Genomic DNA, 25,977 nt, shown 5'->3' on the forward strand with positions numbered 1-25,977 from the left:
CTACTCCCTATTTTTTATGCAGGTTTGATTGTGGTTATTGTGACGCTGTTAGAACCGCAACACAAAACACCCCTGAAACAGTGGTGCTTTGATAACTCCGCCGTCATTCGTATTGGTCGAGCGGCAGACAATCATGTGGTTTTATCCGATAGTTTGGTTTCCCGACATCATCTAGAACTCAGGCAAGTCAGTACTGATAATCATGAAGAATCTTGGCAGATATATAGTCAAGGTACAAATGGTACGTTTCTCAATGGCATTTTGGTAATTCAAAGTCCTCTACCGCACAATGCAGTTTTACAACTGGCGCAGGGAGGGCCAATACTGCAATTTCAAATTCAGGAGATATCGCCAGCGACTAATGCAGAGTCAGAAAAGTTGGCTGGATTTGTGCCGACAAATCAAGACCCTGCTAGGGCGGCTTACACTTGCACCCATGAAGGTAATTCTCCGCAAAATTTATTTTGTATTCATTGTGGTCAACCTCTTTCAGTGCAACAGACGATTCGTCAGTATCAGGTGTTGCGAACTTTGGGACAAGGAGGTATGGGAACCACATATTTAGCTTGGGATACACAAGGCTGGATGAGTGGAAATCCCCAACTTTTGGTCTTAAAGCAAATGAATGCTGATATGGCAAAAATAGCTAAAGCCCAAGAATTATTTGAGCGAGAAGCCAATACGCTGAAATCTCTCCATCATCCAGGTATCCCCAGGTATTATGACTTTTTTGTTGACGGTGGTAAAAAATACTTGGCTATGGAATTAGTACATGGGCAAGATTTAGAAAAACGAGTCCAGATGACTGGGCCTGTAACGCCTAGCCAAGCGATCGCCTGGATGATTCAAACCTGCGAAATTATAGACTATTTGCATAGCCAAGAACCACCACTGATTCATCGTGATATTAAACCCGCTAACCTGATGGTGCGAAATGCCAATAATCACATCGTGGTGTTAGATTTTGGTGCTGTGAAAGAAATTGGCACAACACCAGGTACACGCATTGGTGCAGAAGGTTATTGCGCCCCCGAACAAGAACGGGGACAACCTCTGATTCAATCAGATTTATATGCCATTGGGCCAACACTAATTTTTCTGCTGACTGGGGAAAATCCCTTTAAATTCTTCCGCCAAAAAGGACGAAATTTTCGGTTTGATGTGGCTAACTCTCCCACGATTACACCCCAAATTCGAGAGGTGATTGAACGTGTAACAGAGCCGTTACCACGCGATCGCTATCAAACCGCTAGGGAATTAGCCAATGCTTTAACAGCTTGCAAGGTATAAATTTGGGGGTGGGGAGTTGTAAGTAGGGAGTCGTGATTTTTCTTAGTCCCTACTCCCTACTCCCTATTCCCTATTTCCTATTCTTCATCCCAAGCTTCCACTGCCAACAGTTCACTGATTGGGTCTTGCATACTGAAGCCAAAGTCCAACAGTTCCTGTTTCCAGTGCTGCCAGTCATTGCCATAGAGAAAGGCAATTTTCCAAATGCTATCAGTGGGTTTGATGATATTTGATTCTACGAGTGATTGCACGTTACGCTGCAATTTCACCATTGGGTGAATTACTTGCTGAGTCATAACCTATGATTAAGTTCAGATTTCGTTTAGGTAAATGCTTAATCAAAACTGCTTTCCGCTAGGCAATTGTTATCGATGCGTAGAGCGTTGGAATTGGTAAAGCTAGTCTTAACTTTCTAACTATACCATAACAAACCCTGCTTGTTTTTGCATAAATTCGGTTCTGTACGGTAATTACCACCACAAAACTGAAATTTTTACTCACAAGCGATCGTCTATGCGTCACGAAAAAACTAACTGTTTTGAAAGTTGCATTGATAACACAAGTTGAATTTGCAGAATTTTATCTACATCAGCCATAAGTATGTGAGTACTTGTTAGAAAAACAAGAATTTTAGGCTGGTTTGAAGTCGTTTAAGACACGGCTAAGGAGAGTTTACCGCGTATATTTAGACGTAATATACAATATCGCAAACATCTGACATTAGATAGATTTATTACAAAAATTTATAAAAAATTAATTCTTTAGCAGAGATTAAACTAGCGCACAAAGCTTGTCTTGAATAATGGGTGTAAGGGTGTGAGGGTGTAAAGGTTTTGAACACCTACACCGTTCGGCTCAAGCTCACGACGAAGCCTTGTCCCCCTTGTCTACCTTGTCTCCCTTCCCTCGTCCCAAATGATTGCCAGTCCTCATTCAAGTAGTTCTTACGTACCTCCTGAAGAATTTTCAAAACTTTACAGCCATAATGTTAGTTTCCCTAGAGTGCTGGGTACTCTGATAACTGGAGGCTTGCTGGTATCTCAGTATTTTTCACAGCAACTATTGAGACATGTCTAGTTCCGGAGACGATTATCTTATTTCCCGCCAAAAGAAAATAGATCGAAAGAGAAGGATTTTAACGGTAGTAGGTTTAGTGTCTTTCGTTGGTTCTACGGTATTTGGTGTGATCACCGCAGTACAACAAGCTCATCAGCAGTCTCAGAAAAAGAATGTATCTGTTGAGTCTTCTTTACAGGAACAAGCACGGGGTTATGAACTAGTTTTGCAACGAGAACCAAACAACCAAGCGGCTTTAGAGAAATTAGCTATAGCTAGAGTGCATTTAAAAGATCCCAAAGGAGCGATTGAGATTATGGAAAAGCTAGTTAAACTGCATCCTGACAGGCAAGACTACAAAACTGTTTTAGAGCAGATTAAGAAACAGCAAAATTAGAGCGATCGCTAGTTCAAAACAATAGCAAACTTATAATTGTATTTATCAATATGTCACTCTTCCTTCCCAGCTTAAAAAAAAGCCATCATTTAGACAAAATTCATCTTACAGTAGCTGTAGTTGGCTCTCGTAAGATTGAAATTCAAGATGATTATGGAAGTCAAGGATGGGGAATTTTTGCCCCTAATCTTACTATCTATGGTTTTGATGCTGATCCCGAAGCTTGCCAAGCAGCGAATGAAGAACTTGAAGCAAGACGAATTAATTGGACTGAAAAACATATACCTTTGGCTCTGTGGAAGTCTGAAGGAACGTCTACACTATATGTAACTAAACATCCAGGCTGTAGTTCCTTATATCCTCCCAGTGAATATTATATTGAACACTTTGTCGGTAATTCAGAATTAATCAAATTAGAGTACACTCAGGAAGTACAAACCACAACTATAGATAATTTTTGTCAGTCTCAGAATATTAATGAAATAGATTTTATCCAACTTGATATTCAAGGAGCAGAACTAGCTGTATTAGAAGGAGCTTCTTGGATTTTAAAACAGGGAACTTTAGGGATAATTACAGAAGTTGAATTTACCGAGATATATAAAGGTCAACCTCTATTCAGTGATGTAGACATATATCTCAGAAATCATGGTTTTACTTTATTTGACCTCAGCAATATGAGTCGTGATATTCGACGGATGCCAATAATATCACAAAAGCATCAAGGTGCAATGATTTGGTGTAATGCCTTTTACTTCCGTGATTTTCTTAGAGAAGATATCATTACAAACCTCAAAACACCAGAAAAAATTTTTAAACTAGCTTGCCTTGCGGATGTTTTAAGTTTTCCAGATTATGCCTTAGAACTATTAGTTTATCTAACTCTGCAATATGGGAGAGAAGATAAAAAGTATAACTTTGCTGATAATATTATTGAGAGTTTAGCTTATGTTCCTAGTGTCGTTAATCAGAATGTAACTCTGGCTTCTTTACCGATAATTGAAAAGATTAGGGAATATAGTAGTAGTTATACAACAATTTCAAATATAGATAAATCAACCTTAAGTAATCAAATATATTGTCAGGAAATAGCATATCAACATTTATTACTAGGTGAATATCAGCAAGCTGCTAGTATTTATGAGAAAATCATAGAGTCTGATACTCATGAGAGACAGAATTATTGGTATTTAGGTTTAGCATTATTATTGCAAGAAGAATTAGCAGAAGCACAAGCAACTTGGTTTATTGGAATATCAGCAGCAGAAACAGCAGAACTTGATCAATGGACAGAAGAACTGGTACAAGTTCTGCAAATAGAAGCAAATAGACGGGATACCATAGCGGATTATGATATGGCCACAATAATTCGTGAACAAATCAAAGAAATTGCTCCCTACCTTAGTAATAATAAGCAATAAAATTTGCTAGTTTAGGCATTTTGATTTGATAGAAAAGCAATGTAAAAGTATTAATTTCTATCTATTTTATAAATTGTTGTAGATAAAATTGTTTGTACAACAATTACTAAATTATTAATAATCATTCAAGTGAGGTTAGGAGAAATGACATTTATTTCATACGCTCAAAATTTTGAAGATGTTTTACTAAACCGAGTATTTAAAGATAAATCACAAGGATTTTACATTGACATTGGTGCTTTACATCCAACTGTTGATTCTGTAACCAAAGCTTTTTATGATCGTGGCTGGTCAGGAATCAATATAGAGCCTATAAAAGAATATTACAATCTATTTGAGCAAGAACGTATTCGAGATATTAACTTGAATGTAGCCATAAGTAATGTAGAAGGAAACTTAGAGTTTTTTCAAGTAGTAGGCGATCCTGGTAATTCGACTTGCAATCAAGCAAGAGCTGAAGAGATTGCCCAAAATAAAGGTTTAGAGATTTATCGATATAATGTTCCAGTGAGGATTTTAGCGCAAATTTGTCAACAATATGTTAATCAAACAATTGATTTCCTTAAAATTGATGTTGAAGGATTAGAGGAAAAAGTAATTATTGGTGGTAATTGGGAAAAATTTAGACCCACATTATTAATCATAGAAACTACACTTCCCGGTACAAATATTCGGTGTAAAAATGATATTCCTAATTTTTTAATTCAAAATGGCTATCAACAAGTCTTTTTTGATGGCATTAATGATTACTATATAGCTGAAGAGTCAAATCACTTATCAAAATATTTTGCTTTTCCTGTTAATATTCTAGATAATTACGTAAGTTACAGATTTATCAATCAACAAATATATGAACCCATAGTACAAGGAAACAATCAATTAGAAAATTTAATTACAGTTACCACTGTACAAGCAAAATTATATGATGATTTGCATAAACAAGCAGATTCATCATCTGTCAATCAGACAGAGAAAATTAAAATAGCCTTGGATATTGCTGTATTAGGCTTAGGTACTGTATTAGAAACAGCTAAAACAGGAGTTTTTAGGGTTACAGAAAATCTCTTAAAAGGGTTACTAAAATCTCCTGATTGTTGTGTTTATTTATGCACCAGTAGTCCTGATTTATTTGAAGCTTGTCAAAGTTATATAAACCAAAATTTGGAACAAAGGACTCTACCTCTATTTCAATTAGAACAGCTAAAATATCTGAACGTAGACATTTATCACTCGACTTATTATCCTTTACCTCACAATATCTATTTTGCTACCAGAATCATTACATTGTATGACTTAATTCCAATTCTTTATCCACAATATTTTAACTATAATTCAGAACATATAGTTAAAACTATTATAGAGCAGATAGATACAAATGATTTTGTTTCCTGTATTTCTGAATCTACAAAACAAGATATTTGTGCATATCGACCAAATCTCAATCATAATCAAGTCTTAGTCACGCATTTAGCTGCTGATCAAGAAAAATTTTATCCTTGTACTGATTCAGACGTAATTAACCAAGTTAAACAAAAATATAAAATTCCTAATCAGCCTTATCTCTTAACTTTATCAACCCTAGAGCCAAGAAAAAATATTGCTCATGTTATTCGGGCTTTTTTGAGACTAATTCAAAACCAGAATATTCATGACCTCAATCTAGTATTAGTAGGTACAAAAGGGTGGCAATATGAAGAAATTTTTGCAGAAATAGACAAATTCCAAGAATTAAAAGACCGAATTATTATTACAGGTTTTGTACCTGATGAAGATTTAGCACCTTTATATTCTGGTGCATTAGCATTCTTATATTTGTCCTTTTATGAAGGGTTTGGCTTACCACCATTAGAAGCTATGCAATGCGGAACTCCGGTAATTACGTCGAATACTTCTTCCTTACCGGAAGTTGTTGGAGATGCCGGAATTATGCTTGATCCTAATGACATATTAGGAATTGAGAATAATATACTGCGATTATATTCTGAACCAGCATTGCGAGAAAATTTAGCGAAAAAATCCCTTCAACAAGCTCAGAATTTCAGTTGGGATAAATATATTCAAGAAACTATTAAAATTTACGAACTAGCTAAAGCCAAATCTCAAACTTTACCTCGACGTAATATTTTAATTGATGGTGTCTTCTTTCAACTCTATCAAACAGGAATTGCTAGAGTTTGGCGGAGTTTGCTAGAGCAATGGTCAAATAGTGAATTTGCTAATCACATTTTAGTATTAGATAGAGGCAATACAGCACCCAAAATTAATGGTATCCGTTATCGTACAATCCCTGTTTATGACTATAACGATACCGATACAGATAAACAGATGCTTCAAGAAATATGTGATGAGGAAGGTGCAGATTTATTTATCTCTTCTTACTATACAACCCCATTAACAACACCTTCTGTATTTGTAGCTCATGATATGATTCCAGAAGTTTTTGGATGGAATCTAGAACATCCAATGTGGAGAGAAAAGCATTATGCTATTCATCATGCCACAGCTTATCTTGCTGTTTCAGAGAATACAGCTAAAGACTTAGTAAATTATTTTCCAGAGATTTCTTTAGAATCTATAGTAATAGCTCAAAATGGAGTTGAGCATCAAATATTTTCTCCCAGTTCACAGGAAAATATTAGTCGCTTTATCTACAAGTACGGCATTAATAAACCTTACTTTATTTTAGTTGGGGCTGGTAATGGTTATAAGAATGGGATGCTATTCTTCCAAGCATTTTCTCAGCTTTCTAATAGCTATGGTTTTGATATTGTTTGTACAGGTAGTGGTGGGATATTAGCAGAAGAATTTAGAGTTTGTACATCAGGTAGTTCTGTTTATATGTTGCAACTTAGTGATGAGGAGTTAGCAACAGCTTATTCTGGTGCAGTGGCATTGGTTTATCCTTCTAAATATGAAGGTTTTGGGATGCCAATTGTTGAAGCAATGGCTTGTGGTTGTCCGGTGATTACTTGTCCGAATGCTTCAATTCCAGAAGTAGCAGGAGAGGCTGCAATATATGTGAAGGATGATGATGTAGATGGAATGGTAAATGCTTTATGTGATATCCAAAAGCCGAGGATTCGTCAAGTATTGATTGAGGCTGGTTTGGCGCAAGCACAAAAGTTTTCTTGGACGAAAATGGCTGATATTGTTAGTACTACATTGATTAATGCTAGTCTGCTATCTTTGAAGTTGAAGGAAATTAATGTTATTGTTTTCCCTGATTGGTCGCAATCGGAAGAGTTGCTGGGGTTAGAATTGGAATCTGTAATTAAAGCGATCGCAACTTATCCAGATAGTCAAAAAACTACTTTATTAATTAACACCAGTAATATTTCTACTGAAGATGCAGAACTATTACTTTCTGGCATCACTATGAATCTTTTGATGGAAGAAGATTTAGATATCAGTGAGGGATTAGAAATTTATTTGGTTGGTAGTTTAGCAGATATTCAATGGCAAGCTTTATTACCTCGTCTCAGCAGCCGAATTATTTTAGAACATGAAGATAAGGCAGTTTTGGCAGAACTCCCAATAGAAACACTACCAGCTTATGAACTAGAAAATTTTATTAATCAACTTTGTGTTTTATAAAGTTTGAACTAACAGTTTGAATAATTTTAGTTAATGGTGAGTGCTTTAGTATTAAGGCACTCACTCTAGTTTAAAAAGAAGGAGAAGATAACTTGATTAGCACCACAGAAGAATTGAGTAATGATTCAGATTTTCTAAATACTAACGATATTAATATAATTGTTTTTCTTGACTGGTCACAGGCAGAAGATAATCTGTATCAAGATTTAGAGAAGGTAATTCATTCCGTCAACAATCATCCTGCTAGTGGTCAGATAAATCTAATGATTGATATTAGTGATGTTGCGGAAGATGTTGCTAATTTAGTATTGTCTGGTGTATTGATGAATCTGCTGATGGCGGATGATGCTGATGTTAGTGCAGGTTGTGAAGTTTCGCTAGTTGATAGTTCGGATTTTCAGCAATGGGAGATGATATCTCATCAAGTTCATGCGCGAATTATTTTAGATAACATTCATCCAGCCTCAATCACTAATATTTCTGAATATACAATTGATGAATTTAGTACTATATCAATAGTGCAACTGATTTATGATTTAGCAAATAGATTATTTCAAATAGGATATTGGCAAGGAGCGATCGCACAATATCAAAAACTGCTAAAATTGCAAATCAATAACTTAGAAATTTACAGGAATTTAATTCATTCCTACAGAAGTTCTCAGCAAAATGAGGCTTATTATACAACACTACATCAGGCGATCGCACTCTATCCCACAGAAGGGAGTTTGCATTTTTCTTTAATCATCGACTTGCGGCGTGATGGTAGAACACAAGAAGCAATTGCTAGTGCGGAACATGCTTGTATATGCTTGCCGGATGATTATACTTTTAGACTGCTGAAATATTTAACAGTACCTAGCATTTATAATTATGTAGATGAAATAGAATTTTATCGTCAGCGTTACACCCAAGGCTTACAAGATTTAATTCAAAACACTAGCTTAAATACTCCAGAAGCAAGAATTAATGCCTTCAATGGTATAGGTCGTTTAACTAACTTTTATTTATCTTATCAAGCCCAAAATGACCGAGATTTACAACGTCAATATGGACAGTTAGTGCATGACATTATGGCGGCTAACTATCCCCAATGGGTTGCGCCTTTATCTATGCCAAAACTCCAGCCACAGCCAAAAATCCGCGTTGGCTATCTTTCACATTATTTACATTCTTATAGTGGCACATTATGGTTAACTGGTTGGCTACGTTATTGTAATCATCAATACTTTGAAATTTACTGTTACTATACAGGTAATGACCCAGATCCAGTTACAGAACAATTTCAAGAATATAGTGATGTTTTTCACCATATTCCTTATAACTTGCCGGGAGTTTGTGAACAAGTAATTGCTGATAATTTACATATTTTAGTGTTTCCAGAAATTGGCATGAACCCACAAACTATGCAAATTGCTGCACTGAGACTTGCGCCTGTGCAGTGTGTAGCTTGGGGACATCCGGTAACAACAGGTTTACCAACAATTGATTATTTTTTATCAAGTGAGTTAATGGAACCGGAAAATGCTCAAGAACATTATTCGGAAACACTAATTCGTTTACCTAATATTGGTGTATCTTACCCCAAACCTTATATTCCGCCAATCATCAAAACTCGTTCAGATTTTCAGCTTTCAGATGATGCGGCGATTTATTTATGTTGCCAAGCACCGTTTAAATATTTACCCCAGTATGATTTTATTTTGGCAGAAATAGCCCATCGTGTACCGCAAGCTAAATTTGTATTTTTGCGAGGAACTTTACTTCGGTCGCGCCTACAACGTGCTTTTGCAGCGATAGGTTTAAATAGTGAAGATTATTGTGTATTTTTAAATATTCCCGATCGCCTAGATTATCTGATGATTAATTTATTATCAGATGTTTATTTGGATACTTTTACTTGGTCTGGTGGTAATACTACCTTAGAAGCGATCGCTTGTAATCTCCCTGTTGTCACTTGTCCAGGAGAATTTATGCGTGGTCGTCACTCAGATAGCTTTCTGAAAATGCTGGGAGTGACTGAAACCATCGCCGCCAATGAAGCAGAATATATTGATATCGCCGTTAAGTTGGGACTAGACTCAACTTGGCGAAACCACATTGCCGAAAAAATCAGCCAGCGTCATCATTTATTATTTGATGACCAGGCTTGTGTTGCTGGGTTGGAAAGTTTTTACAGGAAAGTGCTGAGTTTTGAGTGCTGAGTTTTGAGTGCTGAGTGCTGAGTGCTGGGTTTGGAGTGCTGAGTAAATATTGTCTACTCCTGTCACCTATCACCTGTCACCTGTCACCTGTCACCTATCACCTGTCACCTATCACCTGTCACCTGTCACCTGTCACCTCAAAATATCTACTCCTCTGCTTGACCGACGCGGCGAATATTGATGATGTCGCTCATTTTTTTAATTTGGACAAAGACTTGTTCAAGTTGGGAGCGATCGCGTATATCTATGCCTAAGTCCATTAATGCTGGTTGTCCACTGGCTGTTTTAACTTGAGCATGACGGACGTTAATACCTTGGTCACTTAACCGCGATAAAATATCCTTTAAAACGCCTACACGGTCTAGGGCTTCAATTTGGATATTGACTGGGTAAGTGTGGGGGCGAGAACTATTTTCTACTGCCAAATTCCATTTTACCGGCACTAGGCGATCGCCTTCAACACTATCCAAATTGTGACAGCCTTGGCGATGGATAGAAATTCCCCGACCGCGTGTCACTACGCCAATAATTGATTCTCCGGGAATTGGTGTACAACACCCCGCCAGATGATACACCAAACCCTCAACACCGAGAATCGGCGAATCGCTGGCGCGGGAACTGCTGTGGGGAACATCCCGTAAAGCTTTGGCTGATGATTCTTTGGGGACAAATGGTGGTATGACCATTGTCGCAGGTTGCTGTGCCTTGACCACATCCCGCCAGCGATTTAGGACTAAATTTAAGGTAATTTCGCCGTAACCCAAACCTGCGAGTAAATCTTCGACGCTGTGATAGTTGCACTTTTCGGCCACAGTCTGCATTGCATCGGATTTTAGCAAATTATCAAAACCAGTTTTACCGAGTTCTTTTTCTAACAAGTCTCGCCCACGGGTGACGTTTTCTTCGCGGCGCGATCGCTTGTACCATTGCTTAATCCGATATTTTGCCGTGGAAGTTCTGACAAAATTCAACCAGTCTAAACTCGGATGACCATTCTTTTGGGTGAGAATTTCGACAATATCGCCATTTTGTAACCTTGTAGATAACGGTACTATCCGCCCATTTACCCTTGCACCTGAACAATGGTTTCCAACTTCTGTATGAATGCGATAGGCAAAATCTATACTAGTAGAACCAGGATTTAAAGAAACAACATCACCCTTGGGCGTGAACACATAAACATCGTCTTCAAATAAGTTATCTTTAACGCTATCTAAATATTCTTGGGCATCTTTCAGGTCGCTTTGCCATTCTAATAATTGCCGTAACCAAGTAAACTTTTCATCAGCCGCCGTCAACGGACTATTAGAACCACCTGTTTCTTTGTACTTCCAATGGGCTGCAATACCATATTCGGCGATATGGTGCATTTCCAGAGTGCGAATTTGAATTTCTAAAGGACGACCGGTTAAACCAATAACCCCAGTGTGCAGAGACTGGTAACGGTTGGGTTTAGGTAAACCGATATAATCTTTAAATCTGCCGGGAATGGGGCGAAACGCATCATGAACAACCGCCAAAGCCCGATAACATTCTTCGTTAGTTTCGACAATAATTCGCAGCGCCGCTAAATCATAAATTTCATGAAATTCCTTTTGCTGTCGCTGCATTTTTTGATAAATGCTGTATAAATGTTTGGGACGACCACTAATATCTAAACAGCGAATTCCAGCTTGTTGTAAACGTTCTCGTAAAATATCTGTGGCTTTAGCTAATTTTTCTTCTCGCGCCGTGCGTTTTTCCGAAACATGCTGCTGCATTTGGCGAAAAGCTTCCGGTTCCAGATATTTAAAAGCTAAATCTTCCAGTTCCCACTTAATATGCCAAATACCCAAACGGTTGGCTAGAGGTGCAAAGATATCTCGTGTTTCTTGGGCGCTGCGACGACGGCTATCTTCTGACATATATTGCAGAGTTCGCATATTGTGCAAACGGTCTGCTAACTTGACTACAATTACTCTAATATCTTGCGCCATTGACAAAAACATCCGGCGGAAATTTTCGGCTTGGCTTTCGGTTTTACTTTTGAAATTAATTTTAGAAAGTTTGGTTACACCTTCCACTAACCGCCGTACTTCTGAGCCAAATAGCTCTTCTATTTCTTCAATTGTGACATCTGTATCTTCAACTACATCATGAAGAAATCCAGCTGCTATCATAGCAGGACTACCCCCTAAATCGCGTAGCAGCCCAGCTACAGCAACGGGATGATAAATATACGGTTCTCCAGATTTGCGAAATTGTCCATGATGGAGTTGATAGGCAAAAGAAAATGCTCGACAAATTAACGACGCATCATTCTGTCTTCGGTCTTCTGGTTCGACACTTCTGGGTGATGACTCGCGTAAACATTTATTGAGCCATTCTGGAAGTGTAACGTCAATTGAAGTACTAGTAGCTATGCCGCTCATACAAAAGGTGATCGGTAAATAGTAAGATGGACGAAGTTTACAGCATCAACTAATGGTGATCCTGTGTCCCTGGTGGGGCGGTAAATGCAGTGTGAGGATGATGAGTCTCTTGCCTTGTGGTAGTCCTCCATTTTAGCTTTCAACAAGCATCATTTGGAAAAACCTACGATGGCGAATAAGCCTCAAAAGGGGATTTGAGGCTTGTGATAGTGATAGTGGTTCAAGAAGATATACTGTAGAATAAAAAATTCTTGTCATTAATACTATCTTAAATGGCACTAGATGTCTTTAAATTGTGATAAATATCAAGCACTAGCAAAGTTATTAGTGCAGTTACGGTCTGATGTCACTGCTGGGGAATTTGACAAAACCCAACTGCGACAGCGTGTTGCTGATTTGCAGCAGTTGTTTCAACGCGAGATTGTGCCTTTAGCAACAGCAGATTCCAAAGAACTGTCTTATCAAACGGAAATCAGTAAACAATTGCGCTTATTGGAAATTGATATCACATTTTTCCAAGGCGCAAGGCAGGCAGCCACAGCAAAAACCAGACTTCAAACCATGAGCGATCGCCTCACTACTTTAATTCAATATTGCCATGCCATACTGCAACAAGAGACACCAGAAGTTTCTGAGGATTAGTCTGTCTGTTAAGTTTTGCCGTTAAATTCATCAGGATCAAAGAAATCTGGTACACAACATAGTCTCTCTAAGTTGATGAAGATTTAATGCTGATATTTAGGGTGTAGGGGTATGAGGGTGTACTTCGACTGCGCTCAGTAACCAGGGTGTGGGTGTGGAGAAAGCGTCACCGTTGGCTTTGTCACCCGCCTTGAACTCAAGTTCAAGGCTAATAGCTCAAGTCGACTAAAGTAGACTCAAAAATTTAGGGTACATTGAGTCATCTTTAGATGACTTTTGCTGTGAGCAAGGAACTTAAGTTCCTTGCGGGATATGTTTATACACATATCTTGCATACTACACTCTTACACCCTGGTTACTGAGCGCAGTCGAAGTACAGCCTTCCACCCATTACTTGCTCAATAACTGTAGGATTGTTACTTAGTACAGGACAATCCCCAAGCAATTCGGAATGGCTCGCATCTCCAAATTAACCTTCGATCGCGGTACATTAATTCTGCACCCACCACCACGCGGTAAAGCTTGGATGGATTATGCTACATGGGATGACCGTGTGGAAAAATTTCGCATTCCGGCGATGCGTTACCGGGCTGTGGTGGAAGCACTGCAAGGGGAAGAAGTAGAGTTTATTGATGAGGCGAAGGAATTTTACCCGATAGAATTGGTTCCGAGTTTGGAAATGGAACCTTACCCCCACCAAAGTGAAGCTTTAGCGGCTTGGAAGTTGGCGGGAAGACAAGGTGTAGTAGTGCTACCAACGGCGGCGGGTAAAACTTATCTGGCGCAGATGGCGATGCAAGCAACACCGCGTACTACGTTAATTGTTGTCCCGACGTTGGATTTAATGCACCAGTGGTATGCACATTTAGTTGCGGCATTTCCCGATGCGGAGGTGGGGTTACTAGGCGGCGGTTCGCGGGATAAGACAGCGATATTAGTAGCAACTTACGACAGTGCAGCCATTCATGCTGAATCTTTGGGAAATAAATATGCTTTGATTATTTTTGATGAGTGCCATCATCTACCGACAGATTTTAGCAAGGTAATTGCCGAATATGCGATCGCACCTTATCGGTTAGGATTATCAGCCACACCAGAACGCACCGATGGGAAACACGCTGATTTAAATATTTTGATCGGTCGAGAGGTATATCGCAAACGCGCCGAAGATTTGGCGGGGAAAGCCTTAGCCGAACATGAAATTGTCCAAATAAAAGTGAAATTATCCCAAATTGAGCGGGAAAGATACAATCAATTAATTCAAACCCGCAATGATTTTTTGCGTCAATCTAAAATTTCTTTGGGAAGTATTCAAGGTTGGCAAATGTTTGTGCAGATGAGTGCGCGATCGCAAGTTGGGCGTAGAGCCATGTTAGCACATCGTGAAGCCAAAGAAATTGCTTTAGGAACTGATGGCAAATTGCGAATTTTAGCTGATTTATTAGCCACACATTTTCCTGAACGGGTGTTAATTTTCACGGCTGATAATGCGACAGTTTATAAAATTTCCCAAGACTTATTAATTCCAGCAATTACTCATCAAACCCCAGTCAAAGAACGCCATGAAATCTTAACTAAATTCCGCGAAGGTGAATATAATACTTTGGTGGCTTCTCATGTGTTGAATGAAGGTGTTGATGTCCCGGCGGCTTCAGTGGCAATTATTCTGTCGGGAACAGGTTCAACGCGGGAATATATTCAACGGTTGGGGAGGATTTTACGCAAGGGAAATGTGGAAAATAAACAGGCGATTTTGTATGAGGTAATCGCGGAAGATACGAGTGAGGAAGGGACTTCGGCGCGGCGGCGGGGTGAGGAGAAATACGAACCGCAAAGACGCATAGACGCGTCAGCGACTTCCCGAAGGGTAGAGCGCGAAGGGAAGAAAGAAAAGAAAGGGAATTTACAGGTTATCTATGGAAGTGGTCAGGAAAAAGGTTTAAAGGCGGCGGAACAATTAGAAATAAAATATTCAACTCAAAATTCAGAAGATGTTACCAACGGAGTTACTAAGTCATCGCCTAAACGGAGAAGAAATCATTCCGAAAAGGCTGAAGATTGATGATAAACATTTGGCGTTGACTAATGAATTAATTGCTTGTTTTCAAGCAGCACAGGGAAAAACGCAAGGGGAATTAGAAAAGCAGCTTTTAGATTTAGAAGGTGATGCGACAGATTATCGTGTCAAGCGGGGATTAGCTTATATTATCAAAAGCAATTTTTGTACTTTTGAAGTGGTGAGTCCTTTGGAACCGCCAATGTTAAGAGAAAGAGTGTTTGCTTTGGCGGCAAAATCTGTAGCCAGCCGAGAATCAACCCAAGCAACTTTAAGCAAAATTGCTGATGAATTAAGTCAGGAATTAGAGCGAGAAGTTTTGTTAGAACAGGTGCGGACTGGTTTGTATGCTGACTTATCAGAAAATAAAATTTTGACCCAATTTGATACACCTTCGCCTGTAGATATTTTAAATAGATATAACTTGTCCCAGGTGCAGGGAATTTTTTATAAAGCGAGTCAATTAGTGTTAAATGCTCATCGCAATGTACCGGGAGAATATAAGCTATTATTTCGCTATTTAAAATTATTTCAACTCATGGCTTATATAGAAGGTGATGCTGACCACGGCTTTACAATTACAGTGGATGGGCCGACGAGTTTATTTAATCCTAGTACACGATATGGGCTGGCGATCGCTAAATTAATTCCGGCTTTACTGCATGTCACCAAATGGAGTCTGTCAGCAACATTACAAACCCGTGATGTTTACACAGATACTTGGAAAACTGGCAGATTTACCCTCAATTCTGAATGTGGTTTAGTATCGCATTATTCTAAAGGTAAGCCTTACGATAGTATGCTAGAAGCCTCCTTTGCTGATAAATGGGATGCTTTAAAAACTGACTGGGTATTAGAGCGAGAAGTTGATTTAATTCCCATTCCTGGTAGCGTGATGATTCCCGATTTTCGCCTAGTGCATCCTGATGGCAGAGAATTTCTATTAGAAATTGTCGGTTATTGGCGACCAGAATATTTACAAAAGAAATTTTCTCAGGTGCGGCGTGCAGGTTGTGATAATTTGATTTTGGCAATTTCCGAACGGCTGAATTTAGAAAAAGCTGGGGTGAAATTAAATGATGTCCCTGCGAGAATTGTGTGGTTTAAAGATAAGTTATTACCCAAAGCTGTGTTAGCTGTAATGGATTAAGGAAGAACAAGATGAAAAGTATAGAAACAATTGTCACAGTTACTAAAGATGGTAAGATGACAGCCCAATTACCGCTAGATATTCCAGAGGGTGAACATCAAGTAGTAATAGTAATTGATGAACAACCCTTAGTCAAGAAATTAGAAAGCAAACAAAAACGTCTTCCTCTCAATTTTCCAGTAGATAATTACGGTTCTTGGCCTGAAAATATTTCTTTAAGCCGTGAGGATATGTATGGTGACTGGGGACGCTAACTCTGTTTTTTTAGACACAAATATCTTAGTTTATGCGAATGTTGCCGAGTCTCCCTTTCACCAAGCAGCAATACAGAAAATTCAAAATTTCTATGATACAGGAATTGAGTTATGGATTAGTCGCCAAGTTTTGCGAGAATTTTTGATGGTTCTGACTCGTCCACAAGCATTCGTAAATCCTCGACCTGTTGCCATAGTAATTGAGCGTGTTAGATTTTTTCAAACTCAATTTCGCGTAGTTGAGGATACACCTGAAGTTACAGAACAGCTTTTATCTTTGATGACTGAAATTGCTATTGGTGGCAGACAAGTTTATGATGCCAACATTGTCGCCACGATGTTAGTTTACGGCATTCCTCAGTTACTTACCCACAACACAAATGATTTTGCGCGATTTTCTGAATTAATTACTGTGTTGCCATTACAAGATTAGAAAAGTAGGTTGGGTGGAGCGATCTCGTAACCCAACAAAGTCTGGATAATGTTGGGTTTCTTTTCTCTGTGCTAAGTTTAGTTTTTAGCTTTGCTTGAACTGGATTTAGTTTGGTGGATTGTTGGTGCTAAAGTTTTGACTAATCCAGTTATTGCCATAATCAAAGTCGCAGTTCCTCCCATCAATAAAGAAGTTAAAAATGCTGCTGCAAGAAGGATTTCTGTAGGACTGTAGCCGTCACGTATCCAAGCAGAGGGATTTTCCATTGTTGAGGAAGATACTGGAATTAACTGTGAAGTTTGGTTAGAAGCTTGGGGGTTAGTGGAAGTTGATAAAGAAGTATTCATGGCGCGAACCTCAGTGAATTTTACTGTTTTCATAGTATTTCTGCCTTTAAAGCCGGAGATTCCTGATAAATAGAGACAAAGTAGAAGCAAGGTGTAACATAAGTAGAATCAAGCAAAATTTTGTCAGGCTGGCTATGCAATGGGATGAGTTTTTACGACAAGAAGCTATTACTCATGAGTTATCCCCAGAGCAAACAAAAGCTTTTTTAGTTCGGTTGAAAGTTGAAAACACAGATAAAGGTGAAGCAAAACTAGCAAGCGATATTGATATTGGTGAGGAAGCCTTCACAAAGCGCATGGGGCAGGTGTATAAGAAATTCGCTCAGAGTTGTCCTGAGTTAGTCACCTCTAAACGCGGAAAGCTGGAAATATTAAAAGCTTACCTGACAAAAAAATATAACGGTGTTCCCAATACTTCACCAACAAAAGAGATTCATCATAATATTCCCCTGGCTTTACCTAGGGAAAAGTTTGTCGGACGTGAAGCGAAATTGCAAGAACTCCATCAGTTATTGAAAAAGAATCAACAGGTAGCTATTGCGGGGATGGGCGGAGTCGGGAAGACAGAACTTGCTTTGCAATACGCTCATTCTCATCGCACTACTTATCAAGGCGGGATTTGTTGGTTATCCGCAGTGCAGGATGTGGGGTTACAACTGGTGCAGTTTGCTACTAATAAGCTGCAATTAAAACCCCCAGATGATTTAGATTTAGTTGGGAGAGTGCAATTTTGTCTGACAAAATGGCCTGAAGGTGAGGTTTTACTGGTAATTGATAACGTCATTAACTATCGAGATGAAGTTAGGTTTTATTTAGATTCTATTCCTTCGCGGTTTAAGCAGTTAATTACCACGCGGGAAAAATTACAGTCGCCGATAGTGCGTTTAGATTTAGATGTGCTGACACCACTAGAGGCGATGCAGTTATTAAAATCGATAATTGGTAGGGAACGACTGCAACATGAGCCTTTAGTTGCGAGAAAACTTTGTAAGTGGTTGGGATATTTACCACTGGGTTTGGAATTAGTCGGGCGTTATTTGTTGGGTGATGAGGAGTTATCCTTAGCGGATATGCTGCAAGACTTGGAAAAAGAGCGTCTGAAAAATCCGGCTTTAGTCGAAGTTCCACAAGAAATGAAGACTGAATTGGGTGTTGCTGCGGCTTTTGAGTTGAGTTGGCGGCGTTTGCGAGAAAATGCTCAATATTTAGGCTGTGTTTTGAGTTTATTTGCTTTAGCCCCCATTCCTTGGGAGTTGGTGGAGAGAATCACAATAAATAATGAGGAGCAAAATTGGAAACAAGCTAGACGTGAGTTGTTACAGTTACATCTAGTTCAGCCCAAAAGTGATGGAACTTATCAACTGCATCCCCTATTGCGGGAGTTTTTTCAAGATAAGCTCGAAGGTTTAGAGCAGAAAGAGGAATTTAAGCAAAGTTTTTGTGGGGTAATGGTAGGGGTTGCTAAAGATATTCCTGAAATTCCCATCCTTGAGCAAATCGCCGCCTTATCCCCCGCCATACCTCACATAGCAGAAGTAGCGAATCATCTCATTCAATACGTTAGCGATGATAATTTAATTTCACCATTTGTCGGTGAAGCCTATTTTTACAATGGTCAGGGGTTATATAACCAGGCTTTACCTTGGTATAGGCAATGTCTAGAAGTTGCCAAAAAACGTTTAGGAGAGGAACACCCATTTGTTGCAGAAAGCCTCAACAACCTAGCATTACTCTACAACTCCCAGGGCAGATACAGCGAAGCAGAACCCTTTTTAATTCAAGCTTTGGCACTCAGGCGCAAACTGCTGGGAGAAGAACATCCAGATGTCGCTACTAGCCTCAACAACCTAGCGGGACTCTACATATATCAAGGCAGATACAGCGAAGCAGAACCCTTGTACATCCAAGCTTTAGCACTCTACTGCAAGCTGCTGGGAGAAGAACATCCAGATGTCGCACGTAGCCTCAACAACCTAGCGGCATTGTACTTATCTCAAGGCAGATACAGCGAAGCCGAACCCCTTTACATTCAAGCATTGGCACTCAGGCGCAAAATGCTGGGAGAAGAACATCCATCTGTCGCAATTAGCCTCAACAACCTAGGGGTACTTTACAACTCCCAAGGCAGATACAGCGAAGCAGAACCCTTTTTAATTCAAGCATTGGCACTCTACCGCAAGCTGTTGGGAGAAGAACATCCATCTGTCGCACGTAGCCTCAACAACCTAGCGTTTCTCTACAACTCCCAAGGCAGATATAACGAAGCCGAACCCCTTTACATCCAAGCATTGGCACTCAAGCGTAATTCACTCGGAGAAGAACATCAAGATGTCGCACTTAGCCTCAACAACCTAGCGTTTCTCTACAACTCCCAAGACAGATACAGCAAAGCCGAACCTCTTTTAATCCAAGCATTGGCACTCTGGCGCAAGCTGCTGGGAGAAGAACATCCATTTGTCGCTACTAGCCTCAACAACCTAGGGGCATTCTACCGTTCCCAAGGCAGATACAGCGAAGCGGAACCCCTTTTAATCCAAGCATTGGCACTTAGCTGTCAACTGCTGGGAGAAGAACATCCAGATGTTGCCTCTAGCCTCAACAACCTAGCGTTACTCTACTACTTACAAGGACGTTACACCGAAGCTGAACCGTTGTATTTGCAAGCTTTGGAGATTTTTGAGCAACGATTAGGGGTAAGTCATTCCCGCACTATCAAGTGTCGTGAAAATCTATCAAATCTTCGAGATCGCCTCAACTCACAACAGTAAAATTCAAGTTCTCAACCTAATCAATCAAGCTTTTATCTCCAAGTTCCATGTTCTGAACTCGAAGTTTCATGTTCCAAACGAGAACGTTCATGTTCTGAACTTAAAATTTCAGGTTCCGAACTCGAATGTTTCTGTTCTCAACGAGAATGTTCATGTTCTACACTCGAAGTTTCGTGTTCTGCACTTGAAGTTTTGTGTTCCGAACTGGAATGATGCTGTTATGAAGGCGATTTTTTCACTTAAATTGTAGATTTATCAGCAATCTATCAAAACATTACTCAACTAAATCCAGTATCATAACTTTCACATTTAGAGCGTATCCGTTATTTCTATGCCAAAACCAGCCGATATCAGCACCAAACGCTTAATTAGCCTTGCACCTAATAATTGGGTCAAATGGGTAACACAAATTCCTGATATCATTGCTGGGGAAATCCTCAACTCTGAATTTCAGTGGATTAGTAGAGAAAGTGATGTACTCATCCGCGTCGAAAGTCAAGAGTATGGAAAATTTCTCGTCCTCAATGAATTGCAATTGCGCTACAATCCCGAAATGCCACGAAGGATGCGGGCGTATGCAGGGTTAGCAGAGGAAAAATATAAATTACCTACTTATCCTGTACTAATCAATATTCTTAAAACGAGTGATGTAGAAATACCCACAAAGTATGAGTCTAATATTGCTGGGTTACAAGTGCGCCAAGACTACCGCGTTATTAACCTCTGGGAAGTAGATGTTAGCATTGCCTTTGAACAACCTTTACCCTCGTTACTTCCATTTGTGCCAATTCTTCAAGGTGGTGGAAACGAGTCTACAATTCGAGAAGCATTGCGTTTATTGCAAAGAGATGAACAATTAAATCAACTCGAAACTGTCTTGGCGTTTTTTGCTACGTTTGTCATAGATAGTGCTTTAGTCCAACAAATTATGAGGTGGGATATGACAGTATTACGTTCTTCACCCTGGTATCAAGAAATTATGCGAGAAGATAGGCTATCCAGCATTGAATTAACTCTAGAAGTCAAATTTGGCAATGAAGGATTGAATTTCATGTCACAAATCTCTCAAATATCTGATATTGAAGAACTCAAGGCAATTCAACGTTCTATCCTCATTGCTCAGAATCTAGATGAATTGAAGCAATTACTCGAAGATTAGAAAATGACAATTAAATTTCATGATTTTATCTCACGCACAGGTGCAGGGATGTGCTTTTAAATGAGAATATTCTGGTTCTGAGGTGGAATGCTGGTGTTTTACAGTCGGGTTCCGCTTTCTCAGTGTATGTATTTATACGCTGATTTTAGTGAAACAGAAGTGCGATCGCACCGGAGAATGAGGATCATCGCAATACTTAAAAAAGCCTTAAGTATTTTAATATATCTATCTTAAGTGTAAGTAAATAAAGAGATGGATTTGGGAAATATGGAGATATAGGTAAATTCTTAAGGAGGTCTTTAAATGCAGAACTTACGCCTTTACTCCACAATTTCAAAATCATTGATTCCTGAAACTCACACAAAAAAGCTGGCAGTTTTAATTGAATGGTGCAAAATTATTCATGGTTGCATCGAAGCTGGGCAAATAGAAGATGCCAAAATTTTTCTAGAGCAAGCAATTCAGGAAGCTGAAATGCCAAGTAGAGAATAAATTAATTCACATCGGCATCAGATAAAACTGGAAATGCTAAACATACTTAATATACTCACGAAATCCGAAACATAAAGGAGTCAGAAAATTTTTCTGGCTCCTTTTAACTGTAAAAATATACAACGCAAATTCTCTATATACCAATACGGTTCAGTTAAGAGAATAGTAGGTTGGGTGTAGCGATAGCGTAACCCAACAAAGTATGTGTAAATGTTGGGTTCCGTTCCTCCACCCAACCTACACAAATCTATTGCGAATTGCAAATTGGTATTATTAGCTGCTCAGGTAAATTGACTTATTTACGGTTATTACTAATAATTGAAAATCTAATCTATACATAGTATAAAAATTCATATATTACCTTGAAATTAATCTCATCAAGAAAATTATTTATATATTATCTAAATAAAAATAATTGGTTACAATTAAATATAAAGTACTTTTTAGAGAAAAATGCTCATAATCTTTTACCTGCCTTAGTTTACTTCTGAAACGGTTGTATATCTTGTAAGTCGAAACCTGGGTAAATGCGATTATGATAATAGATTGGTTGGCTGTTTGGGGCGTAACTCAAGCTGTCGGGTTTGCTTTTAAACCGATTTTTGAGGAATTAGCCAAAGATGTAGTCAAGGACTGGGCTAAGGATATATTAAAGTGTATCCCGAAGAACATTTTACAGCAACTTAAAAAGGAAGAAATCGAAATTATTGCTGGCAAAGCCTTAAAGGAATTTTTAGAATTAATCCAGCAGGAATTAGAAGATGCAGATATCGAAGAACTAGCACTGCAACAATATACTAAAACTTTAAAAGAGTTTATTAGTAGCCACTTTATTAGAGAGATTCTCGGTTATCCTTTTCAAGCAGAATGTCACTCTCTAGATGCTCAAGTACTTTTTCGTACTTGGTATGAAATGAATTTACCAAGTTTACCCCAGGATTTTGAATGGGAAAGACTCACTAAAAGATATATCAAAAAAGTTAAGGCGATTATTCGTGAGTCAGATAAGTTACGCTCTCTTTTAGATAGTCAAAATTTAGAAGAAATAACTAAAAGTCTGCAAGATATATCTGGTATTCCGACAGATTTTGATTTACAGAAGTATCAAGAAGGACTATGTGAGCGTTACGGAAATCTGAAGTTAGATAGTTTAGATACCACTGGGTATGCTTATAACGAATTGAAGTTATGGCGGATGTTTATTGCTCAGAATGTGCGGGAAGTACATCAAGTTTTACCCCAAGTACATGAATTACCTAAAGAACATCTCAAAAAGCAGCGAGATAGCAATCAAATAGAAGCGGAAATTTTACTAGAAGAGTTAGAAGGCTACCGCCGAGTTTATTTTGAGCAACCAATTGTTTCTGTATTAGATATTATTAATGATCCGGTTTATAAATATATAGTTATTTTAGGTGATCCAGGTTCTGGTAAATCGACATTATTGCAATTTTTAGCGTTGAATTGGGCGGAAACACCACTAAACAATATTGTTTTTCAACCAATTCCTTTATTAATTGAGTTACGCACTTATATTAGAAGACGTGAGAATAATGAGTGCAGTAATTTCTTAGAGTTTTTTCATAAATGTAGTGGTATAGTTCATCATCTGAATCAAAATCAACTCCACGAACATTTAAAAGCGGGAAATGCTTTAGTGATGTTTGATGGTTTAGATGAAGTTTTTGAGTTGGGAAAGCGTGAAGATGTAATTACAGATATTCATCGGTTTACGAATGTCTATCCTAATGTGCGAGTAATTGTAACTTCGCGGGTAATTGGCTATAAACCGCAACGGTTACGAGATGCGGAATTTCGCCATTTTATGTTGCAAGATTTGGAGTCAGAACAAATTCAAGATTTTATCTATCGCTGGCATGAATTAACTTTTCATGATGAAGAAGATAAGTTACGGAAACGGGAACGGTTACAAAGAGCGATTGATACTTCAAAATCGATTGCAGAATTGGCAGGAAATCCGCTATTGTTAACGATGATGGCCATTCTCAATCGTAACCAAGAATTGCCCCGCGATCGCGCCACACTTTATGAACAAGCATCACGAGTATTGCTACATCAATGGGATGTGGAACGCGCTTTAGTAGAAGATTCACGCTTAGATCCCAAAACGATTGACTATAAAGATAAGCAGGCGATGTTGCGTCAAGTCGCTTATCACATGCAAACTAGTGCTAAAGGGTTGACTGGCAATTTAATTAGTGTGCATGATTTAGAAAAGATTTTGATTCGCTATTTAAAAAATATTGAATTTGAAAACCCAACTAAAGTGGCGCGGGTGATGATTAATCAACTACGGACTCGCAATTTTATGTTGTGTTTTTTAGGCGCAGATTATTATGCTTTTGTCCATCGGACTTTTTTAGAATATTTTTGTGCTTGGGAGTTTGTCTGGCAGTTTAAGGAAACACAAACACTGTCGATTAAAGAATTAAATAATGAGGTGTTTGGCAAACATTGGCGCTATGAAACTTGGCATGAAGTTTTGCGCTTGATTGTGGGAATGATTGAGCCGAGGTTTGTTTGCGAAATTCTCGAATATTTAATGGCGCAAGATGGAGAAGGGGAAAAGTTTATTAATTTGTTTTTAGCGGCTAAATGTCTTGCAGAGGTACGGAATCGCTTGTTAGTCACAACAACGGCGAATAAATTATTAAATCGGCTGAAAGATTTAACGAAATATGACCTTGGTTATTATTATCAACCTTATCGAGATGAGGAAGAAACAAAATTAGTCCAAGAAATTCGGACTAAAGCAGTGACATCTGTGGCGACAACTTGGAAAGATGATGCTGATACTTTAGTTTGGTTGAAACAACTGGCTAATGCTGATGAACATGAAGATGTCCGCCGGATTTCTGTCCAAGAATTAGCGAGAAGTTTTCGAGATCATGTTGATACTTTGGTATGGTTAAAACAACGGGCGATCGCAGATAATGATTGGACAGTCAGACAAGTAGCATTGCAAGAACTCGCACGGAATTTCAAAGATGATTTAGAAATTCTCCCCCTGCTGCAAACACGCGCCACCAGCGATGAAAATGAATATGTGCGCCAAGCGGCTGTGCAGGAATTAGCCAGGGGTTTTAAAGACAAACCCGATATCTTACACTGGCTCAAACAGCGTGTGACTGCGGATAATTCTGGAACGGTGCGCCAAGTAGCTGTGCAAGAATTAGCACGGGGGTTTAAAGATGATTTAGCAACTTTACCTTGGTTAAAACAATGCACCACAGATGATGACTGGACTGTGCGCCAAGCGGCTGTGCAAGAATTAGCTAGAAGTTTCAAAGACGATGCTGATACTCTCTTGATACTGAAACAACGCGCCATTCATGATGAGAATGAATATGTCCGCCAAGCGGCTGTGCAAGAATTAGCCAGGAGTTTTAAAGACGATGCTGATACTTTCTCCATCCTCCAACAATGCGCCATAACTGATCAATATTCTGGAGTGCGTCAAACAGCCGTTGAAGAATTGGCGCGGGGGTTTAAAGATGAACCGGAAATTTTACCTTGGCTAAAACAGCGTACGACGGCGGATAATGACCAGTATGTCAGACGTGCGGCTGTGCAGGAATTAGCCAGGGGATTTAAAGATGATGCCGAAACACTGTTGATTTTGCAACAAAGAGCGATCGCAGATCAATATTCTGATGTCCGGCGTGCGGCTGTGCAAGAATTAGCGAGAGGGTTCACAAATCATCCCGATACTTTACTCATTCTCAAACAAAGCGCCACCACCGATGAAAATGAATATGTCCGCCGCACAGCATTGCAAAAACTCGCCAAAAATTTCACCAATGACCCTGATATTCTCCCAATTTTAAAAAAACACGCGACAGCAGATAAATATGCAGATGTCCGTCAAGCTGCTTTGCAAGAATTAGCTAGAAGATTTAAAAACGACCCTGAAACGCTGGTAATTCTCAAGAAACGCGCTATTGTTGATAAATCATCGAATGTCCGACAAGTGGCTGTACAGGAGTTAGCCAGGGGTTTTCAAGACCAACTTGATTTATTTGAATTATTTTATAACTGTGCTGTTAACGACCCCTTTACGCGGGAATATAGTTTTCAAGATAATCCCCGCCAAGTCGCACTAGAAGCCATTACCGAACAATATCCCCACTATCCACAGACATTACCATTGTTACGCGATCGCGCCACCAATGACCCAGATGAGCAGGTGCGGGAGTTGGCGAAGAAAAAGCTAACTGATTTAGGCGAGCAATTTTCGTGATTGTTGAGATGGAAATTAGTATGAATCAAAAAGTAAAATAAA

The 25,977-nt window shown here is 39.0% G+C and carries 17 protein-coding genes; 14 read left to right on the forward strand and 3 right to left on the reverse strand.

Annotated elements, in window-relative coordinates:
- Positions 1-30: 30 nt before the first annotated feature.
- Positions 31-1,290 carry a protein kinase domain-containing protein gene (locus tag H6G79_RS11770; protein ID WP_190588805.1) on the forward strand — a complete coding sequence of 420 codons (1,260 nt, stop codon included), beginning with the start codon at positions 31-33 and terminating at the stop codon, positions 1,288-1,290.
- Between the two features lie 77 nt (positions 1,291-1,367).
- On the opposite strand, the gene H6G79_RS11775 is transcribed toward H6G79_RS11770, so the two are convergent.
- On the reverse strand, positions 1,368-1,586 hold the full coding sequence (locus H6G79_RS11775) for a DUF4327 family protein (RefSeq protein ID WP_062291811.1): 219 nt from the start codon (positions 1,584-1,586) through the stop codon (positions 1,368-1,370).
- Positions 1,587-2,359: 773 nt separating this feature from the next.
- Between H6G79_RS11775 and H6G79_RS11780 the strand changes: the two genes are divergently transcribed.
- The 4 genes from H6G79_RS11780 (at position 2,360) to H6G79_RS11795 (ending at position 9,962) form a co-directional block, all read left to right on the forward strand.
- Positions 2,360-2,743 (forward strand): tetratricopeptide repeat protein, encoded by a 384-nt coding sequence (locus H6G79_RS11780; protein WP_190588806.1) that lies wholly within the window; start codon positions 2,360-2,362, stop codon positions 2,741-2,743.
- 50 nt (positions 2,744-2,793) lie between these two features.
- Complete coding sequence (locus tag H6G79_RS11785; protein ID WP_190588807.1) at positions 2,794-4,164, forward strand: FkbM family methyltransferase; 1,371 nt, start codon at positions 2,794-2,796, stop codon at positions 4,162-4,164.
- Between the two features lie 144 nt (positions 4,165-4,308).
- The gene (locus H6G79_RS11790; protein ID WP_190588808.1) at positions 4,309-7,758 is read left to right on the forward strand and encodes an FkbM family methyltransferase; all 3,450 of its coding nucleotides are present in this window, start codon (positions 4,309-4,311) and stop codon (positions 7,756-7,758) included.
- A gap of 92 nt (positions 7,759-7,850) precedes the next feature.
- Complete coding sequence (locus tag H6G79_RS11795) at positions 7,851-9,962, forward strand: glycosyl transferase family 1 (protein ID WP_242048281.1); 2,112 nt, start codon at positions 7,851-7,853, stop codon at positions 9,960-9,962.
- 146 nt (positions 9,963-10,108) lie between these two features.
- Here H6G79_RS11795 and H6G79_RS11800 read toward each other — a convergent pair whose 3' ends face one another.
- Positions 10,109-12,373 (reverse strand): bifunctional (p)ppGpp synthetase/guanosine-3',5'-bis(diphosphate) 3'-pyrophosphohydrolase, encoded by a 2,265-nt coding sequence (locus H6G79_RS11800; protein WP_190588809.1) that lies wholly within the window; start codon positions 12,371-12,373, stop codon positions 10,109-10,111.
- A 282-nt stretch (positions 12,374-12,655) separates the two neighbouring features.
- Here H6G79_RS11800 and patD point away from each other — a divergent pair, with 282 nt between their 5' ends.
- From patD to H6G79_RS11825, 5 genes are all read left to right on the forward strand, one after another.
- Entirely contained in the window at positions 12,656-13,015 is a 360-nt protein-coding gene (gene patD, locus H6G79_RS11805) for a heterocyst frequency control protein PatD (RefSeq protein ID WP_190588810.1), read from the forward strand.
- Between the two features lie 451 nt (positions 13,016-13,466).
- Positions 13,467-15,077, forward strand: coding sequence for a DEAD/DEAH box helicase family protein (locus tag H6G79_RS11810; protein WP_190588811.1), 1,611 nt, complete (start codon positions 13,467-13,469; stop codon positions 15,075-15,077).
- The gene (locus H6G79_RS11815; protein ID WP_190588812.1) at positions 15,007-16,221 is read left to right on the forward strand and encodes a DUF790 family protein; all 1,215 of its coding nucleotides are present in this window, start codon (positions 15,007-15,009) and stop codon (positions 16,219-16,221) included. Before H6G79_RS11810 ends, H6G79_RS11815 begins: the two co-directional genes overlap by 71 nt.
- 11 nt (positions 16,222-16,232) lie before the next feature.
- Positions 16,233-16,475, forward strand: a complete 243-nt coding sequence (locus H6G79_RS11820) for a hypothetical protein (RefSeq protein WP_190588813.1) — start codon at positions 16,233-16,235, stop codon at positions 16,473-16,475.
- Complete coding sequence (locus H6G79_RS11825) at positions 16,456-16,908, forward strand: type II toxin-antitoxin system VapC family toxin (RefSeq protein WP_190588814.1); 453 nt, start codon at positions 16,456-16,458, stop codon at positions 16,906-16,908. The genes H6G79_RS11820 and H6G79_RS11825 overlap by 20 nt, the downstream gene beginning before the upstream one ends.
- A 77-nt stretch (positions 16,909-16,985) precedes the next feature.
- Here the strand turns inward: H6G79_RS11825 and H6G79_RS11830 are convergent, their stop codons facing one another.
- The gene (locus H6G79_RS11830) at positions 16,986-17,288 is read right to left on the reverse strand and encodes a hypothetical protein (protein WP_242048283.1); all 303 of its coding nucleotides are present in this window, start codon (positions 17,286-17,288) and stop codon (positions 16,986-16,988) included.
- 101 nt (positions 17,289-17,389) lie between these two features.
- On the opposite strand from H6G79_RS11830, the gene H6G79_RS11835 reads away from it, so the two are divergent.
- The 4 genes from H6G79_RS11835 to H6G79_RS11850 all read left to right on the forward strand — a co-directional run bounded on the left by H6G79_RS11835 (position 17,390) and on the right by H6G79_RS11850 (position 25,935).
- Positions 17,390-20,023, forward strand: coding sequence for a tetratricopeptide repeat protein (locus H6G79_RS11835; RefSeq protein ID WP_190588815.1), 2,634 nt, complete (start codon positions 17,390-17,392; stop codon positions 20,021-20,023).
- Between the two features lie 331 nt (positions 20,024-20,354).
- Positions 20,355-21,182, forward strand: a complete 828-nt coding sequence (locus H6G79_RS11840) for an Rpn family recombination-promoting nuclease/putative transposase (protein WP_190588816.1) — start codon at positions 20,355-20,357, stop codon at positions 21,180-21,182.
- A gap of 303 nt (positions 21,183-21,485) precedes the next feature.
- A complete protein-coding gene (locus tag H6G79_RS11845) occupies positions 21,486-21,674 on the forward strand; it encodes a hypothetical protein (RefSeq protein ID WP_062295433.1) in 189 nt (62 codons plus the stop codon).
- Positions 21,675-22,209: 535 nt separating this feature from the next.
- Positions 22,210-25,935, forward strand: a complete 3,726-nt coding sequence (locus tag H6G79_RS11850; RefSeq protein WP_190588817.1) for a HEAT repeat domain-containing protein — start codon at positions 22,210-22,212, stop codon at positions 25,933-25,935.
- Positions 25,936-25,977 lie beyond the last annotated feature (42 nt).

This window comes from Anabaena sp. FACHB-83 (genome assembly GCF_014697485.1).
Classification (GTDB): Bacteria; Cyanobacteriota; Cyanobacteriia; order Cyanobacteriales; family Nostocaceae; genus Nostoc_B.